Below are 17,677 nucleotides of genomic sequence, written 5' to 3'. Positions count from 1 at the left end.
AGATACTTTAAACCTTTTCAATTGGGCCATTTTTGGGTTGATCAACTGTTTTTATTGATCATTTGGGATCAAAATGATGATTTTTCGATTGGCTGGTGTTGGGTAATTTCCAATACCGGAAATTCTGAATTTTCTTCCAGGGCCACATCCGAAATCAATGAAATTTTGTCTAATCCAACTAACTATCCCATCGTATCTGCCAACGATGACAACATCACCTTCCGAAAACATGCATTGGGTACGCTTATCGGAGCCAATGATTTTCAGGGTGGCCTGGAAGAACGGGAGGGCAATGTGGCAGTCAAAGTGATTTTGGAGCACATGCTCGATAACGAAGATCCTCGTCTCACTTATGTTTTTTGAATTGGGTGAAGGTGCAGAGGGAGAATATATTGGATTGGATCCAGTTTTAAGTTCTTCCTTTCAGACCGAATTGATCGGATCAAATACCATGGCCATCTACAACAGGACTATCTTGAGCCGTAATCAGTACTTTCCTGGTATGTTGATCAACGCCAGCCAGATTCATTTTATGGCTGCCGAATATTATCTGAAAGCAGGTCAGGATGCCCAGGCCAAAGAACATTATGAAAGTGGGGTCAGGGAATCCATTCATTATTATGATATACTGCGAGATATGAGTAATAACTTGATTTCTCCCGAGCCAATGCCGATCACAGAAGCTGGCATCGATACCTATTTGGCCGATGCAGATATCAGTTGGGATGCGGCGACTGGGCATATGGAGAAGATGAGGCTTATCGCTGAACAAAAATGGCTTCATTTCAACGTGGTGCAGCCCAACGAAAACTGGGCTGAATTGAGACGAATAGAAATGCCGGATTTGGTGTTTTGGGAAGACCAATCCAATCAGCAAAGCCTTCCCCCAGCAGGTGGATTTATCCTGGTTCAGAGCAAACCTACAATACGGAAAATTACCAGCAGGTACAGGCCAATGACAATCTGAACCGAACCTTGTTCTGGGATAATTTAAAGAAGACATCATCACTCAATCATAAAAGGGCATCCAAAGGGTGCCCTTTTTTATTGCTGCTTACCGGACCAAAATTAGTCTGGTCAAAAGCGAAAAGACAAATGCGTTAGAAAAGGATTTCATAAAATTTTTATATCTTGTTTTTTTATTTTACTGAATTTCAACATGAACTTACCTATGGCTCGTATTAATCCTGCATTCACCCTGTTTATTGCTTTACTGCTATTCACTTCGTTTGGCTGCCAGACTGAAAATAAAACTGAAGCTGTCAGTACCCAAAAGCCCAATATCGTCATCATTTATATGGATGATTTGGGCTATGGGGATGTAAGTGCCTATGAGGCGGGTACGCTGGAGACTCCCAATATGGATTTCCTGGCCAATGGGGGAATGAAGTTCACCAATGGTTATGCCTCTTCGGCTACCTGTTCCCCCAGCCGGTATGCTTTGATGACCGGTACCTATCCCTGGAGAAACAAAGATGCCAAAATATTGCCCGGAACCGCTCCCTTATTGATAGGAACGGATGAACTAACCATCCCCGGAATGCTGAAAAACAAAGGCTATGCCACCGCAGTAGTGGGGAAATGGCATATGGGATTGGGCGACGGCCAGGTGGATTGGAATGAGCGGGTAAGCCCGGGGCCAAATGAAGTCGGTTTTGACTATTCCTATATCATGGCTGCCACACAGGACCGGGTACCTACCGTCTACCTGGAAAATGGCCTGGTTCAGGGTTTGGACCCAAACGACCCCATAGAGATCAATTACCAGGAAAATTTTGAAGGTGAACCTACCGGAAAAGATAACCCCGAAATGCTGACCATGAAATGGCACCATGGCCACAATAGCAGCATTGTCAATGGAATTCCCCGCATCGGATTTATGAAAGGTGGTGAAAATGCCAAATGGGTGGATGAAGACATGGCGGACCATTTTCTGGAAAAAGCGAAAGCCTATGTGCAGGAAGAAAGGGATCAGCCGTTTTTCCTCTTTTATGCCATGCAGCAGCCCCATGTACCGCGTACACCCCACCCCCGATTTGCAGGAAAATCAGGTATGGGACCCAGAGGAGATGTGATCCTGGAAGCCGATTGGTGCGTTGGGGAATTTATGAATACGCTTGAGGAAGAGGGATTGCTGGAAAATACCCTTGTGATTTTTACCAGTGACAATGGACCGGTGCTCAATGATGGATATTACGATGATGCAGTCGAGAAATTAGGCGATCATACGCCCTGGGGACCTCTGAGGGGAGGCAAATACAGTCTGTTCGAAGCAGGAACAAGGGTACCTTTCATCAGCTATTGGAAGGGTACCATTGAGCCTGGTCAATCTGATGCCATGATTAGTCAGATAGATCTTTTGAATTCCCTGGCTTCATTGACAGGTAGCGGGGAGAAAAGTTCAGACGGGCAGGATTTTTCTGCTACCTTGTTGGGAAAGGCTGATCAGGGCAGGGAATCACTGGTATTGGAAGCCACTACACGTACCGCATTCCGGAAAGAAAATTGGGTACTTATCCCTCCTTATAACGGCCCTTCTGTCAACGAAAATGTGAATATTGAACTGGGGAATGACAAGGGTTTTCAATTGTATGACTTGAACAATGATTTGGGGCAGCAGCGAAACCTGGCAGAAGAAAATCCGGAAAAACTAAAATCAATGCTGGCAGATTTTATCTCGATCAGGGGCGAAGAATTTGTTGATACAGAAGCCCTGGAACTGAAATAAATAGCCCTTGGGGAACGCATACCAGTTCTTCTTAGACATGAATTCCAGTAATAATAAAACAATACAAGAATGAAAAAATTACAGGTAGTAGGATTTATTGGTATTTCACTGGTAGTATTTGCCTGTCAAAGTAACCCAAGCGGGAACCAGGAATCAGCTGAACAAAAAGAGGGAGACACTTCCGGTAGCATCCGGCCCTGGTCCGAAAACCCGGCTTATTGGGAATATAAGGGAGAGCCTGTACTGCTATTGGGGGCAACGGATAATGACAATTTGTTTCAGCATCCCAACCTGAAATCCCATTTGGACAGCCTTCAGGCCATAGGAGGCAATTATATCCGCAATACCATGAGCGACCGGGATCCGGGAGACTTAAAGGCATTTGCTACCAATGAGGCAGGAAAGTATGACCTGGATCTATGGCATGAGGTTTATTGGCAGCAGTTTGATAGCTTGCTGCATTGGACGGCACAAAGGGACATCATCGTCCAAATAGAAATCTGGGATCGTTTTGACCATTCCAGACAGGAGTGGCTCACGGACCCCTTTCACCCGGCCAATAACATCAATTATAGTTACGAAGAAGCCCGGCTGGACAGCCTGTATCCCAATCATCCGGGGGCAAACGAGCAACCATTCTTTTATACCGTTCCCGCTTTGGATGATAACCCGCTAGTCTTGAAATATCAACAATCTTTCGTACGCAAACTTCTGGACCATACCCTGGGCCATGATCATGTACTGTATTGCATTGACAATGAGACCAAAGGAGAAGACGAGTGGGCCATATACTGGGCGGATTTCATAAAAAAAGAAGCGGGTGACAAAGAAATCATGCTTACCCAGATGTGGGATGACTGGGATATCAAATCCGACATGCACAGGCGAACCCTTGACCACCCCGAACGCTATGACTACATTGACATGTCCCAAAACAGTCACAATACAGGGCAGCTCAACTGGGACAATGCCCGCTTTATTTTTGACTACATCCAATCCAATCCCAGGCCGGTCAATAGCACCAAGATTTATGGCAGCGAGACCAGCCCCTGGACCAATAGAGAAATCGATGAGCAGCACGCGGTAGAAACCTTTTTCAGAAACATCATTGGTGGTTTTGCTTCCAGCAGGTTTCACCGGCCTCCAGCAGGTTTGGGCCTGAGTGCTTCCTCTATTGATGCATTAAAGGCTTTGAGAAAAGTAGAGGAAAAACTGAAGTTTTGGGAGTTGAGTCCCCGCATGGATTTACTGTCCGAAAAAGAAGAAAATGAAGCGTATTGCGCAGCAAAAGAAGGAGAAAAATACCTGGTTTACTTTCCTCAGGGAGGAGAGGTAATGTTGGATTTAAGCAGTTTGACAGGTAATGCTTCCCTTCAGTGGCTTTCTGTTACTGGTGCGGAATGGCTCTCAGCATCGGAAGTTTCAGGTGGTGAAGCAATACAGTTACGCAGTCCGGTGGATACAGGGGCCATTGCCGTATTGGTGAAAGAGTAAAACGGTATGGTTGGTTTATCCAGTCAAAGACAAAACCATAACAAATTGACTATAATAAATACAGGAAATGAACAGGTATAAAATTTTTGGAAAATGCGGTTTTTTCTACCCTTTATTACTGGTCTTTATTCTTGGGGTATTTAATTGTGGGCATGATGTAAATGCTCAGGACCGGCCAAATATACTATGGATTTCTCATGAAGACCTGAGTCCTATTTATGGTTGCTATGGGGATAGCCTGGCCAGGACCCCTGCCATTGATCAGTTGGCAGAAAGAAGTATCAGGTTCAACAAGGCTTTTTCCAATGCACCCATTTGTGCCCCGGCCCGATCTACGTTGATTACGGGCATGTATGCCATTTCTCTGGGCTCCCAGCACCTGCGATCCGAGACCCCTGTACCCGAATCCATGAAAATTTTGCCTGAGGTAATGCGGGAGTCAGGCTATTACACCAGCAACAATGTGAAAACGGATTATAATTTCAGTCATGAGGGAAGATGGGACGAAAGCAGCAGTACCGCCCACTGGAGAAACCGGCCGGAAGGCAAGCCCTTTTTCAGTGTTTTTAACTTTATGATCACCCATGAAGGCCCCACCAATGCCTTAAGGAAATCAGATACCGAATCATTGACAGCGTTTACAGACCCTGATCGGGTAAGGCTTCCTCCGTATTTGCCAGACAGTCCTAAAATGAGAGAGATCTGGGCACATATGTATGATTTACTCGCTGTCTTTGATCGGGGAGTGGCAAGGCTACTGTCTCAATTGGAAGAAGACGGCCTGTTGGAAGAAACCATCATTTTCGTTTTTTCAGATCATGGACATGGGCTGCCAGGGCACAAACGCTGGCTGAATAATGCCGGATTACAGGTCCCTTTTGTCCTGCACGTACCCGAAAAGTACCAGCATTTGGTCAGTCATATCCGCGGAGCTGAAACCGATATCAAGGTGGGCTTTGTGGATTTTGCGCCCACGGTGATTAGTCTGGCAGGAGCTAAGGTGCCTGAAATGATGGAAGGGAAGCCATTTTTAGGCCAAGAGGCGGTGGAAAAGGAATATGTTTTCGGTTACCGGGACAGGGCTGATGATTGTTATGAGGTTTCCCGTTCCGTATATGACGGCCGGTATTTGTATATCAGACATTTTATGCCACAGTTGCCTTACTACCAAAATGCTTTGATCTTTAATAAAGGCGGGAGTTATGAAGAAATCAACCGGATCAGGGATCGGGGACAGTTGCCGGATGCGGCACAAAGGATGTTTGCAGCCAAGGAAGTAGAACTGCTTTATGATTTGGAAAATGATCCAATGGAACAAACCAACCTGATTGACAGACCTGAGTTTGCCGGCTTGATTCAAAAGCTCACCGGTGAATTGGATGAGTGGATGATACGGAACCGGGATACCGGCCTGATCACGGAAGGAATAATGATGCAGGAGGCCAGAACCAAAAATAGTAGTGTGTATGAAGTGGCCCGCTCTTACTCCAAAGAAGAATTTGAGAAGATACTGGAAGCAGCTAAAATGGTAGGAAAAGTGTCAGGATTAGAAGAACTGGAACCTTATTTTAAAGCCGGGGATGCTGCCCAAAGATTTTGGTCCTTGATCGCATTGGATGCCTATGAGGGTACCATTGAACCCGTGATGCCGGAATTGAAGGAATTGATGCAGGACGAAGTACCTGCAGTTGCCATTAAAGCAGCTGAGGTAATGGTGAAGCGGGGAAATGATCCCCTTGCCTTTACCGTTTTGGAAAACATGCTAAAATTACCTGATGAAGTTCAGGTCCTGCAGGCGGCCATTAGCGTGCGGCAGTTAGGGGAGAAGGCAGCTCCACTTTTACCGGTTATTCAGAATGAAATATTTCCCAAATATGCAGGAGATATTTGGGGAAGGTACAAAAGCTGGAGTTATCCCATGTTTATCGGAATGGCCCTGGATCAAACCCAGATCATTTGTGGTATTGGCATAGATACACACAAGTGATGGTTTAATATAAGGCATACATCAGTTGGTCAGACCCCATTTATTGGAAATTATAAAAGCAGTACGAAGTCCGTAGCTTGTAAAAGAAAAAGAATTGGTTTTGATTTTAAAATTGGGACTTCTTAAAGCTCGGGCTCTTGCTTATGAATTAATAGGGTAAAAAAATCATTTTAAACCTAAAAAATTGAATTATACCACATAGATAAGCGAAAAGTGGTTTTTTATTTTAAAAAAGTTGATCTTTTATAATGGCCTTTTATCAAATTTAACACGTAATATAACAGATTGCTTAAATTATTTGATATTTTTATTGCCGGAAACAGCATGTATTTGAAACAAAAGTGTTTTTGCATTTATTTCAAAAATATTTTTTCCGGTTCAATTTTTAATCAGCTATGGATTGTCACTCAAAAAATGGGAATATCTATGAAACGACTTCGTTTAACATGGAGTTGTTTTTTGAATTGTCACTGGACTTATTTGGTGTGGCAGGTTTTGATGGTTATTTTAAGCGCATCAATCCGGCACTAAAAAAAGTACTGGGGTATCCGGATGAAATCTTATACGGCAGGCCCATCAATTCATTTGTTCATCAGGAGGATTTGGAGGCTACGGTGGAAACCCGGAATTATATCATATCAGATGGAACTCCCCTGCTAAATTTTGAAAACAGGTACATTACCCATTCAGGCGATATCATTTGGCTGTCCTGGACCTCTGTACCAGCCAAGGAAGAAGGGCTAATCTATGCGGTAGCCAAAAACATTACCCATAAAAAGAAACTGGAGGCGGATAGAAATGCGCTCATTGCCAAACTCACCCAGTCCAATGAAAAATTGAAAGAACTTACTTTCACGACCTCTCATGATTTGCGGTCACCGGTCAATAACCTGCTTTCCATTTTCAGTATTTTAGAAGAATCAAGGATGGAGCCTTCTGAAATACTTGAGTTTATTGAATTGATGAAGCATTCTACTGCGGGCCTGAAAAACACCCTCGACACCTATGTGGACAACCTGAGTCAGAAGGACGTCCTGACTGTACTGGTTGAACAGCTCGATCTCCATGAAGTCATGGGCAAGGTAAAAAACTCCATTAAATCACTGATTGAAATCTCCAACACCAAAATAATGGCTGATTTTTCTGCAACGGATCAGGTGAAATTCAATGGAGCCTATTTGGAAAGTATATTCTTGAATATGTTTACCAACTCCATTAAATATGCCAAGCCTGGCAGCCATGCCATTATCATGGTTTCGACTAGGATTAGCAATGGTTCCACACAGTTGGTTTTTGAGGATAATGGCATAGGTTTCGATATGGAGCGCATAGGCGATAAGATTTTCGGTTTCAGGGAAACCTTCCATAACAATGCAGACAGCAAAGGTATAGGTTTATATTTGGTCCATAACCATGTCACCTCCCTGGGTGGGAAAATCGATATTGAAAGTGAACCCAATAATGGCACAAGATTTATTATTACTTTCAGGAAGTAATCCAATATAAACCCACCAGGTAACTGGTAATTACTATTTGGGGGAAGATGGCTTCGACTCCGCTCAGCTACCTTTCGACTCCGCTCAGCCACCTTTGGACTCCACTTAGCCACGCTTCGACTCCGGTCAGCCACCTTTCGACTTAGGTCAGTCACCCTTCGGTTTTACGCAGTCATATTTCGATTTTGCCCTGCCAACCCTTCGGTTTCGATTTGTCCTTATTCTCATCCAATGGATACATTGTTGACCTCCCGCAATGCGCATTTGTGCTTTGATGTACGCTCAATGGTTAAATTTTTTTAGTTGATTCCAGTCTTGAAAACGTGTTAAAATACCATGCTTATTTGCTAAGATGGTGGAAGATTAATCAGGTACTTCAGCTTACTTTTACCGTTCTAAGATCATTTACTTCAATCCCTTGGGTCCAAAAATTTCAAACTTGTTCAAAATTGAATTAACCGGCAGGAAAATGGTCGTGATGCTGTTCTTTCTGTTAGTATTAATTTTTCATTTTTCATTTTTGGCCTGTTCACCGGCCGAAACAAAGCCGGAAACCCTTCTTATGGAAGAGACCTTCCTTAGTCCGCCTAATGAATACAGACCTCTTGCCTTGTGGACCTGGATGAATGGGCATATCGACACAGTAAAACTAGGTTACGAATTAGAAGAAATAAAAGATAAAGGTTTGAGGGGAGCTATTATCTGGGATATTGGTTCGCTTATCAACCCGGATGATATGATTCCTGAAGGCCCTGCCTTTCTGGGCCCTGAATCACTCCATTACCTATCCCTGGCTTTAGACAAAAGCCATTCACTGGGCCTCGACCTGGGTATCAGTTCCGCCAGTAGCTGGAACTCCGGCGGAGAATGGGTAGCCACATCGGATGGGAGTAAATCACTATTAAGTTCATCTGAATCGGTAGAAGGGCCCTCCAAAATCAGATTGGCTGTTCAAAAGCCGGAATTACCCAGTGGTCCAGCTGAAAATTGTGATAAGGTTACGGTAGTGGCTATACCTCAAAATCCGGAAAAGAAGTATGTTCCGGAAGAAATCATTCTATTTTCAGAAATGGAGCAGGATGGCGAAGCAGTGGAATTCACTGTGCCGGAAGGCCGTTGGGAAATACTTACTTTTTTTAGTTGCAACACCATGCAGCCTTTGGTGGTCCCTAGTCCAAACTCAAAGGGTTTAATTATTGACCATTTGAGCAGGCAGGCCACGGAAAATCATTTTGATGCATTTTTTTCCAGGCTAGACCAGATCAGTACCGAGGAAAAACAAATGAAGTTTATTTTTCTTGACAGCTATGAGGTCTGGCAAATGCTGGACTGGACACCGGGGTTTTTGCAGGAATTTGAAAACAGGTACGGTTATGATCCCAGGCCTTTTCTTCCATTACTTCACGGATTTCATCATGCCGATTCCCTGATTCAGGTCAGGTTTGAAGCCGATTACAGGCGCATGGTAAGTGATTTGCTGATCGAGAATCACTATGCTCAAACGGTAGAAATAGCCGATGAAAAGGGTATGCAAACGCTCACAGAGGCTGGCCACGGGGGAAGTCCAAGGGTAGAGCCATTAAAAGCCCTGGGGCATTCCCATATCCCCATGGGGGAATTCTGGAACCGGCAGCGGCACTGGGTAACCAAAGAAGCTGCCAGTGCTGCCCATATTTATGGAAAGGAGGTAGTGGCTGCAGAGTCACTTACAGGCTGGAATCACTGGCAACACGGACCCACCGATTTTAAGCAACTAATCGATATAGCTTTTTGTGAGGGGCTGAACCAGATCGTATTTCACACCTTCTCCCATAACCCGGAAATAGCCGGTAAGCCCGGATTTGTATATCATGCCGGAGAACATGTCAATGTCAATGCTACCTGGTGGGAGATGGCGAAGCCATTTATGGATTATATTGCCAGAAGCTCTTATTTGTTGCGACAAGGTAATTTTGTGGCAGATGTGCTTTTGTATTACGGTGATGATGCTCCCAACCTGGTGCCTCCCAAACGGCTGGACCCCAACTATACCCCGGATATGCCCGGCCTGTTTCCGGATTATTTTGACGATGACACCAAATGTCCGCATTGTGGAAGAACAAAGCCCGTTCATCCCGGGAAATTACCGGGCTATGAGTACGATTACATCAATGAAGAAGTGATCCGAACCAGACTGAATACTGAGAACGGGCAACTGGTGTTGCCGGAAGGGCAGACCTACAAGCTATTGGTGCTTCCTGACCGCAAGGACATTTCCCTCGAGGTATTGAAGCGGCTGGAGCAACTGATTTCCAGTGGAGCGGTAGTTGTTGGCAGAAAGCCTGAAAGAGCTACATCCCTGAAGGGCTATCCGGATTGTGATGATGAGGTAAAGGAAATGGCCGATAAGATTTGGGGAGGCATAGATGGGGAGTCCGTTTTTTCGAATACCTACGGAAAAGGCACTGTCTACTGGGGGAAATCAGCTAAAGAAGTGCTGGAGGAGCTTTCTATTACTCCTGACTTTGAGGTGAAAGGAATTGATAACCACGACCTGCACATTGATTTTGTGCACAGGCAAACGAAAAAGGAAGACATTTACTTCGTTTCCAATAGCAGTGAAAAGCAGGAAAAAATCAACATCAAATTCCGGGTCGATGGAAACAGTGTACCTGAAATATGGGGTCCTGCATCAGGAATGGTGCAAAGAGATATAAAATTTTCAAAAGTGACAGGAGGTATACAAGTTGAATTGGTTCTGGATCCACTGGCATCAAGGTTTGTGGTGTTCCGGCAAACTGCAAGCAAAGGAAAAGATACGGGCATTTCTACCGACTTGCAATTTGGTTTTACCAAAGGAATTGGAAATGAAACAGCCGGGACCATGGATATTTCTACGCAGTGGTCCCTTGGTTTTAATCCTGATTGGGGTGGTCCTGAGGTTTTGCAAATGGAGAAACTCGTCAGTTGGACTGAGTTGGAGGAGGAAGGGGCACAATTTTATTCCGGAACAGCCACTTACTCCAGGGATTTTACGGTGGATGACGAAATGCTGTCTGCCGATACAGAAGCTTTTGTCGCTTTTGAAGCCGTTCAGGAAATGGCCCAGGTGGTTGTAAATGGCAATGATTGTGGCATAGCCTGGTTACCTCCCTATACCGTCCGCATTACTCCTTTCCTGAAAACCGGATCCAATACCATCACCGTTCGAGTCTGCAATGCCTGGAACAATCGGATTGTGGGAGATGTCAGGAATTCAGATAAAAAGCCCTATACCCAAACTAACGCAAAAGTAAAATTCAATCAGGATTCCCCCTTATTGCCTTCCGGCTTGATGGGCAAATCAGAGATTATTTTCATTAATTAAAGACAGGCACATGAATTTACGCACGTACCAGAAAATCCTTTTCCCCATTTTTGTATGTATCGCTTTTTGCGGCACTATTGCAGCGCAGCAAAAAAAGCCAAATATCATTTATATTTTAGCGGATCAAATGCGGGCATCGGCTCCGGGCTATGCTGGCGACGCCAATGTAAATACCCCTAACCTGGACAAACTGGCTCAGGAGAGCTATAATTTTCGCAATGCCGTATCCGTGATGCCGGTGTGCACACCTTACCGGGCAGCTCTGATGACCGGCAAGTACCCCACCACCACCGGAATGTTTTTAAATGACCTGCACCTGCCCCTGTCAGAATACGGATTAGGGGATGCCCTGGCAGATCGGGGATACATCACTGGATATATCGGTAAATGGCACCTGGACGGCCATGGCAGGCATTCATTTATCCCTCCCAACAGGCGCAGGGGATTTGAGTACTGGAAAGTGGCTGAATGCGACCATAATTACAATCACTCTCATTATTATGCGGGAAATTCCGATGAAAAGCTTTATTGGGAGGGCTATGATACCTATGCCCAAACCAGGGATGCGCAGCAATACATAGCAAATCAGGTGGGAAAAGAAAAACCCTTTGCCTTGTTTATTTCCTATGGCACCCCTCACTTTCCGCACCATACCGCTCCGGAGGAGTTGAAGAAAAACTATCCCCTGGAGGATATCGTCCTTCCGGACAACGTACCAGCATCTATGGTGGAGGACCTTAAAATTGAAGCACAGGGTTATTATGCCCATTGTGAGGCTTTGGATATCAGCATTGGGAAATTACTTTCCAGCCTGGAAGAATTGGGAGTCAGCGAAAATACCCTGATCGTATTTACTTCAGACCATGGTGAAATGATGGGGGCTCACGGGGTACGGGCAAAGGCCAAACAGGTGGCACTGGCGGAAGCATCCAGGGTACCCTTTTTAATTCGGTACCCTGACTTGCATGGTAAAACCGGAAGAACAGTAGAAACCCCCATTACCACCCCGGATATTTTCCCTACCATCTTTGGTATGCTGGATCTGCCCATTCCTTCTTCCTATGAAGGAGACGATCTCTCTGAGCTAATTACCGAAAATACGGAAATCAAAGACCATGCAGTGCTGTACATGAAGCTGTCTCCCTGGGGAGTAGGAGGGGAGTATGACAAGGAATACAGGGCCGTCAAAACCTCCCGCTATACCTATGCCCGCGATCTGGACGGGCCCTGGTTATTATTTGATGATACAAAGGATCCGTTGCAGATGCACAACCTTGCAGGGGATCCATCCCACAAAGCTTTAGTGGATAAACTGGATCAGCAACTCTGGAAATTACTGGGTAAGATTGGGGATGAATTTAAACCTGCCCAATGGTACATAGATAGGTGGAATCTTGAGCCGGCAGCACACGGAAGTATTCCTTACAGCAATGACGGCCAGGACCAGGAAAACCCGCAATCTCCCAGTCTGACTAAGGTAACGCATTGAGCTGCTTTTTAAATCAAAATAGTAGGCAGGGTTAAATTCCTTTGCTAAATTGACATGATAGAAAAAACTGAATAATCCATGAAAAAATTGCTCTTACCTGTATTTGTTTTAAGCTGGCTGATGTTTTCCTGCCAGGAAGATGAAACCGAACAACAACCCAATATTCTTTTTATCATGACCGATGACCATACCCAGCAGGCCATTCATGCCTACGAAAAAGGCTTGTTGGATAGTGTTTATTTTCCCAATATGGACCGCCTGGTCAAAGAAGGGGCAATCTTCAAAAACAGTTTTGTTACCAATTCCATATGTGCCCCCAGCAGGGCAGTATTGTTGACAGGAAAATACAGCCACTTGAACGGAAAAGTGGATAATGTGGGTCCTTTTGACTGGGACCAGAGGATATATCCCAAACTATTACAGGAAGCAGGCTATGAGACCGCATTGATTGGGAAGATCCACCTGGGTGGAAAGCCACAAGGCTATAATTTTTCCATGACCCTGCCAGGTCAGGGAAGTTACTACAATCCGGAATTTATCAAAAACGGTGAGGAAGAAGTGAAATTTGAAGGCCACTGCGAGGCCCTGATTCCTCAATTTGTAGTGGATTGGATAGAAAATGATTGGGACAGGAGCAAACCTTTTGCCATCAACTACCACACCAAAGCCCCACACCGGGACTGGATGCCGGAAGAAAAATACCTGTCCTACCTGGAGGATAAGGAATTTGACTTTCCCGATAATTTCTTTGACGATTATGAAGGCAGGGGGACTGCTGCCCGGGAGCAGGAAATGGAAATTGTCGATAACATGTATTGGGGTTGGGATATGAAATTTGAAGCAAATCCCTTCACCGGAGAACCCAGCCGCCTGGCAGCGCCCTTTGCCCGCATGACGGAGGAACAAATGGCAGCCTGGAATGAAGTATATGGGCCGGCAAATGAAAAATTCCTAAAAGAATTTGCCCCTGGTGATGAACGCATCACGGAGGTTCCCGATAGAGAAGGACTTGCCAAATTTATGTTTCACAGATACCTCAGGGATTACCTGAAAGTAGTCAAGTCGGTGGATGATGGCATAGGTGAGGTGCTGGACTACCTGGAAGAGCAGGGTATTTTGGACAACACAGTAGTGGTGTATACCTCAGACCAGGGTTTTTATCTGGGAGAGCATGGCTGGTATGACAAGCGATTCATGTATGAACCCTCCTTGAGTACCCCTTTGATGGTGAGGTATCCAAAAGAAATTGAACCCGGTACAGTAGTGGATGAGATGGTATTGAACCTGGACCATGCGCCTACCATCCTGGACTATGCCGGTCTTGAAAAACCCAATGACATGCAGGGAGAATCCTGGAGATCCATTGCAGCCGGAAAGGATATTCCCTGGCGGGATGCCATTTATTACCACTATTATGAGTATCCGGGACCTCACAATGTAAAAAGGCATTATGGCGTCAGGACCGACAGGTATAAGTTGATTCATTTTTACCATGACATTGATGAATGGGAAATGTATGACCTGGAAAATGATCCTGACGAAATGAATAGTATCTATGATGATCCGGAATATGCGGAGGTTCAGGAAATGCTTCATAGCCGACTGGAGGAACTTCGGGAGCAATATGGAGACTCGGATGCATTGAATCAGCAATTTATTGACCGAAGTTTGTCCAGAAATTAAAGACATGAGGATGCATTTTGATAAAAAGCACGGTGTTTCTTTTTGGTATTTAAAAGCAGTAGCAGTCCTTTTTCTGGGTGCAGTTGGTTGGAGTTGCCAGGCTCCGGAAAAAGAAAAAGCTATAGCAAGTGAACCACCAAATATTATCTTTATCCTGACCGATGACCAGCGTTGGGATGCCCTGGGTTTTGCTGGGAATGAGATCATCCATACGCCTCATATGGATAAGCTGGCAGGCGAAGGGTTGTATTTTGAAAATGCTTTTGTCACCACGCCCATTTGTGCCGCCAGCCGGGCTTCTCTCTTTACGGGATTATATGAGCGGACCCATGATTTTACGTTTGGCAAGCCACCGCTACAGGATGCCTACATGGACAATAGCTATCCAAAGTTGCTCAAAGATGCCGGTTACCGTACCGGCTTTGTGGGCAAGTTTGGGGTAAAGGTAAGTGAGGGCATGGAGGATTCCCTTTTTAGCCATTGGGATAAAACTTTTTGGCCCTATTTGAAAGAAGTAGATGGCAAAGAGGTACACCTTGCCGATACCAACGGCGACCTGGCCATTGATTTTATCCGGTCATCCGGGGATCAACCCTTCTGTCTTTCTCTCTCCTTTTGGTCCCCACATGCAGATGATGGGGCGGAAGAACAATATTTTTGGCCGGCCTACACGGATGACTTATACCGGGATGTGGACATTCCGGTGCCGGCAACCGCCGATCCTTCCTTTTATGATAGCCTACCTGATTTCCTACAAAATACCATGAACAGGGAAAGGTGGTATTGGCGCTATGATACCCCGGAAAAGCACCAGAAAATGGTAAAGGGCTATTACCGGATGATCAGTACCGTGGACAGCGTTTTGTCACGAATCAGGGTCTCGCTGGAAGAGGAAGGAATGGCCGATAATACGGTCATCATTTTTATGGGCGACAATGGCTATTTTACGGGTGAAAGGGGCTATGCCGGAAAATGGTTGTTGCATGAACATTCCATCCGGGTTCCCTTGATGATTTACGATCCCCGGCAGCCGGAAGAAAACCGGAAAAAGACCCATTCGGAAATGGTAACCAATCTGGATGTATCCGCCACCATATTATCACTGGCTGGAATAGATATCCCCGAAAGCTATTCGGGTAAAAGTCTGACCAACTTTTATGAGGGGACACCAGGGGATTGGCGATCCGGTGTATTCCTGGAACATCGGCTGGAAAACAATGAAAAACTGTTGAAAACAGAGGGGTACAGGGATGATGAATATAAATTTATCCGGTATGACGATAGTGATTTGATAGAATTATACCACCATAAGACCGATTTTAATGAGGTCAATAACCTGGCCCTGGATGCCAGGTATACTGAAAAAGTGGCCTATTATTCAGACAAGTGTGATTCCGCTATCCATGAATTACTACAGCAAAGGGTAACGAATCAATGAAACCAGCATCTAAAATCGGCAAGCTCGGGTTAAAATGGACCGGTCAGCAAGCAGGTAATAAACCCTTCTTTTTATATTTTACCTTTCCTTGATACCAGGTTCCCAATTATTCCAAATGAGAAATACGAACAATTTACTTAATATGATCTGTAGCTTAAAATTTAGAAAACTTCTTTTACCCCTGTGCTTTGTTTTTTTGGGTAACCTTTCTGCACAAGAGGTTATTGTGATCAATGATTGGAACCAATTTGGGGACATCCCCGCAACCTGGGAATTGGTAGGAGGGGTGACGGCTGATTGGGAGCAGGAGGATTTTTTGTCAACAAGTCCTGGTACGGGTATTCTGGTGAATCCGCCAAAACCGAAAAACGGTCCACATTTGATTTCAGGATTTGAACATGGGGATATGGAATTGGAGCTTGAGTTTATGGTGCCCAAGGGATCCAATTCAGGAATTTACCTCCAGGGGCGTTATGAAATACAGATTTTTGATAGTTGGGGAAAAATCAATCCCAATTCCGGAGATGCCGGAGGGATTTACCAGCGCTGGGATGAAGAAAAAAAGCAGGGCTTTGAAGGAAAACCGCCCCGTACCAATGCGAGTAAAGCACCTGGTTTGTGGCAGCAGGTAAAAATCGATTTTGAAGCGCCAAGATTTGATGCTTCAGGCAAAAAAATTAAAAACGCAAAGTTTAACCAGGTGTATTTGAACGGGGTATTGATCCATGAAAATGTGGAAGTGACCGGACCTACCCGATCTGCACTGTTTGAGGATGAAAAACCACTGGGCCCCATCATGATACAGGGAGACCATGGTCCGGTAGCCATCAGAAATATCCGGTATGAGATTTTTGGAAAACCGGTTCCACCCATTAAAGACCTGCAATATGCTTACTACAAAGGTAAATTTCAATCTGTGGAGGAATTTCAGGACAATACTCCGGACCGAACTGGTCCATTGAATCAAATCACCTGGGACCTGGGCCATGGAATTCTTGATTTTGCTTATGAATACTCCGGAAATCTGGAAATTCCGGAGTCCGGAAATTATACTTTTTCACTGAACGCCTTTGGCAAAACCAGCCTGGAGGTAAACGGAGAAAATATTCTTCCGGATGAAGTGCAATTTCCCGGCGATGGCCCCAGGAGCAAAACAGTAAGCTTGGAGCAGGGTTCCATTCCCTTTAAACTGGTTTTTTATAAGAATAATTATCCGGGAAGAAGACCCCAACTTGGTTTTTTTATGGCAGGACCAGGTATCAAAAGTAGTCCTTTGCACGAGCCTAATTCCTACCTGGATCACCAGATCCAAAAACCATTTTATCTGGAGCCGACCACCGAGCCTTTGATTCAAAGAGGATTTTTTCAGCATGGAGAGGGAGTAAGAACGCACACGGTAAGTGTGGGAGAGCCGGCCGGACCAAATTTTACTTATGACCTGCAGCAAGGATCACTATTAAGTGTTTGGAAGGGTGGTTTTCTGGATACTGCGCCCATGTGGCGGCAGAGAGGGCAAACCCAATTGATGGTGCCAAATGGAGCGTTGGTCGAATTGGAAGGAGGCCCTTCCATTGCCAGACTTGATCAGGACAACAGTCCCTGGCCGGATTCCCTCAGCAGTGAGTTGTTCCTGATTAAGGGCTACGATTTAAATCGGGACCGAAGGCCCACTTTCAAGTATGTATTTGGGGAAATAGCCGTGGAAGACCTGGTGGTACCGGAAATGAATGGCAAAGCTTTGACCCGCACGATCAGGTATAGTCAGCCCCAAAAAACTCCTGGAGTATGGGCAAAGGTAATTGCTGCGGAAACCATTGAGGATAGAGGAGATGGTATTTACCTGATCAATGAGGGCCAGTTTTATGTCAAATTGCCTGATACCAACCAACAAAAAGCGCATTTAAGAGCGACTTCCTCGGGAAAGGAACTATTGGTTCCCTTTTCCACCAGCCAGGAGAATGGTGAAATCAAATACAGTATCATTTGGTAGGGAAATCCTACAGGTAGTTACCAAGA

11 protein-coding genes are annotated in these 17,677 nt (G+C 45.1%); all 11 read left to right on the top strand.

Translation table 11 applies throughout. The annotated features are described in order from the left end of the window. The first annotated feature begins 21 nt into the window (after positions 1-21). The 11 genes from GL182_RS11295 to GL182_RS11245 all read left to right on the top strand — a co-directional run bounded on the left by GL182_RS11295 (position 22) and on the right by GL182_RS11245 (position 17,651). Entirely contained in the window at positions 22-363 is a 342-nt protein-coding gene (locus tag GL182_RS11295) for a SusD/RagB family nutrient-binding outer membrane lipoprotein (RefSeq protein ID WP_163379792.1), read from the top strand. Then, positions 353-967, top strand: a complete 615-nt coding sequence (locus GL182_RS11290) for a SusD/RagB family nutrient-binding outer membrane lipoprotein (RefSeq protein ID WP_163379791.1) — start codon at positions 353-355, stop codon at positions 965-967. The genes GL182_RS11295 and GL182_RS11290 overlap by 11 nt, the downstream gene beginning before the upstream one ends. A gap of 204 nt (positions 968-1,171) precedes the next feature. Continuing rightward, positions 1,172-2,728, top strand: a complete 1,557-nt coding sequence (locus tag GL182_RS11285) for a sulfatase family protein (protein ID WP_163379790.1) — start codon at positions 1,172-1,174, stop codon at positions 2,726-2,728. A gap of 69 nt (positions 2,729-2,797) precedes the next feature. Beyond that, positions 2,798-4,222, top strand: coding sequence for a putative collagen-binding domain-containing protein (locus GL182_RS11280; RefSeq protein WP_163379789.1), 1,425 nt, complete (start codon positions 2,798-2,800; stop codon positions 4,220-4,222). A gap of 67 nt (positions 4,223-4,289) precedes the next feature. Continuing rightward, complete coding sequence (locus GL182_RS11275; RefSeq protein ID WP_163379788.1) at positions 4,290-6,209, top strand: sulfatase-like hydrolase/transferase; 1,920 nt, start codon at positions 4,290-4,292, stop codon at positions 6,207-6,209. A gap of 395 nt (positions 6,210-6,604) precedes the next feature. Then, positions 6,605-7,705, top strand: coding sequence for a PAS domain-containing sensor histidine kinase (locus GL182_RS11270; protein ID WP_163379787.1), 1,101 nt, complete (start codon positions 6,605-6,607; stop codon positions 7,703-7,705). 562 nt (positions 7,706-8,267) lie between these two features. Continuing rightward, entirely contained in the window at positions 8,268-11,051 is a 2,784-nt protein-coding gene (locus tag GL182_RS11265; RefSeq protein ID WP_163379786.1) for a glycosyl hydrolase, read from the top strand. A 10-nt stretch (positions 11,052-11,061) separates the two neighbouring features. Beyond that, positions 11,062-12,540: a sulfatase gene (locus GL182_RS11260; protein WP_163379785.1), complete on the top strand. Its 1,479-nt coding sequence runs from the start codon at positions 11,062-11,064 to the stop codon at positions 12,538-12,540. A 78-nt stretch (positions 12,541-12,618) separates the two neighbouring features. Then, positions 12,619-14,223 (top strand): sulfatase, encoded by a 1,605-nt coding sequence (locus GL182_RS11255; protein ID WP_163379784.1) that lies wholly within the window; start codon positions 12,619-12,621, stop codon positions 14,221-14,223. 10 nt (positions 14,224-14,233) lie between these two features. Further along, positions 14,234-15,661: a sulfatase gene (locus GL182_RS11250; protein WP_163379783.1), complete on the top strand. Its 1,428-nt coding sequence runs from the start codon at positions 14,234-14,236 to the stop codon at positions 15,659-15,661. 142 nt (positions 15,662-15,803) lie between these two features. Continuing rightward, a complete protein-coding gene (locus GL182_RS11245) occupies positions 15,804-17,651 on the top strand; it encodes a family 16 glycoside hydrolase (protein ID WP_205603635.1) in 1,848 nt (615 codons plus the stop codon). Positions 17,652-17,677 lie beyond the last annotated feature (26 nt).

Source organism: Cyclobacterium sp. SYSU L10401, from assembly GCF_010993705.1.
Classification (GTDB): domain Bacteria; phylum Bacteroidota; class Bacteroidia; order Cytophagales; family Cyclobacteriaceae; genus Cyclobacterium.
This window is presented reverse-complemented; position numbering and strand designations above follow the sequence as displayed.

What these genes read in the sequence shown, in the direction of transcription:
- GL182_RS11290 (WP_163379791.1), top strand. Translation starts at nt 353, where the DNA reads ATGTTTTTTGAATTGGGTGAAGGTGCAGAGGGAGAATATATTGGATTG.
- GL182_RS11285 (WP_163379790.1), top strand. Translation starts at nt 1,172, where the DNA reads ATGGCTCGTATTAATCCTGCATTCACCCTGTTTATTGCTTTACTGCTA.
- GL182_RS11280 (WP_163379789.1), top strand. Translation starts at nt 2,798, where the DNA reads ATGAAAAAATTACAGGTAGTAGGATTTATTGGTATTTCACTGGTAGTA.
- GL182_RS11275 (WP_163379788.1), top strand. Translation starts at nt 4,290, where the DNA reads ATGAACAGGTATAAAATTTTTGGAAAATGCGGTTTTTTCTACCCTTTA.
- GL182_RS11270 (WP_163379787.1), top strand. Translation starts at nt 6,605, where the DNA reads ATGGATTGTCACTCAAAAAATGGGAATATCTATGAAACGACTTCGTTT.
- GL182_RS11265 (WP_163379786.1), top strand. Translation starts at nt 8,268, where the DNA reads ATGGAAGAGACCTTCCTTAGTCCGCCTAATGAATACAGACCTCTTGCC.
- GL182_RS11260 (WP_163379785.1), top strand. Translation starts at nt 11,062, where the DNA reads ATGAATTTACGCACGTACCAGAAAATCCTTTTCCCCATTTTTGTATGT.
- GL182_RS11255 (WP_163379784.1), top strand. Translation starts at nt 12,619, where the DNA reads ATGAAAAAATTGCTCTTACCTGTATTTGTTTTAAGCTGGCTGATGTTT.
- GL182_RS11250 (WP_163379783.1), top strand. Translation starts at nt 14,234, where the DNA reads ATGCATTTTGATAAAAAGCACGGTGTTTCTTTTTGGTATTTAAAAGCA.
- GL182_RS11245 (WP_205603635.1), top strand. Translation starts at nt 15,804, where the DNA reads ATGATCTGTAGCTTAAAATTTAGAAAACTTCTTTTACCCCTGTGCTTT.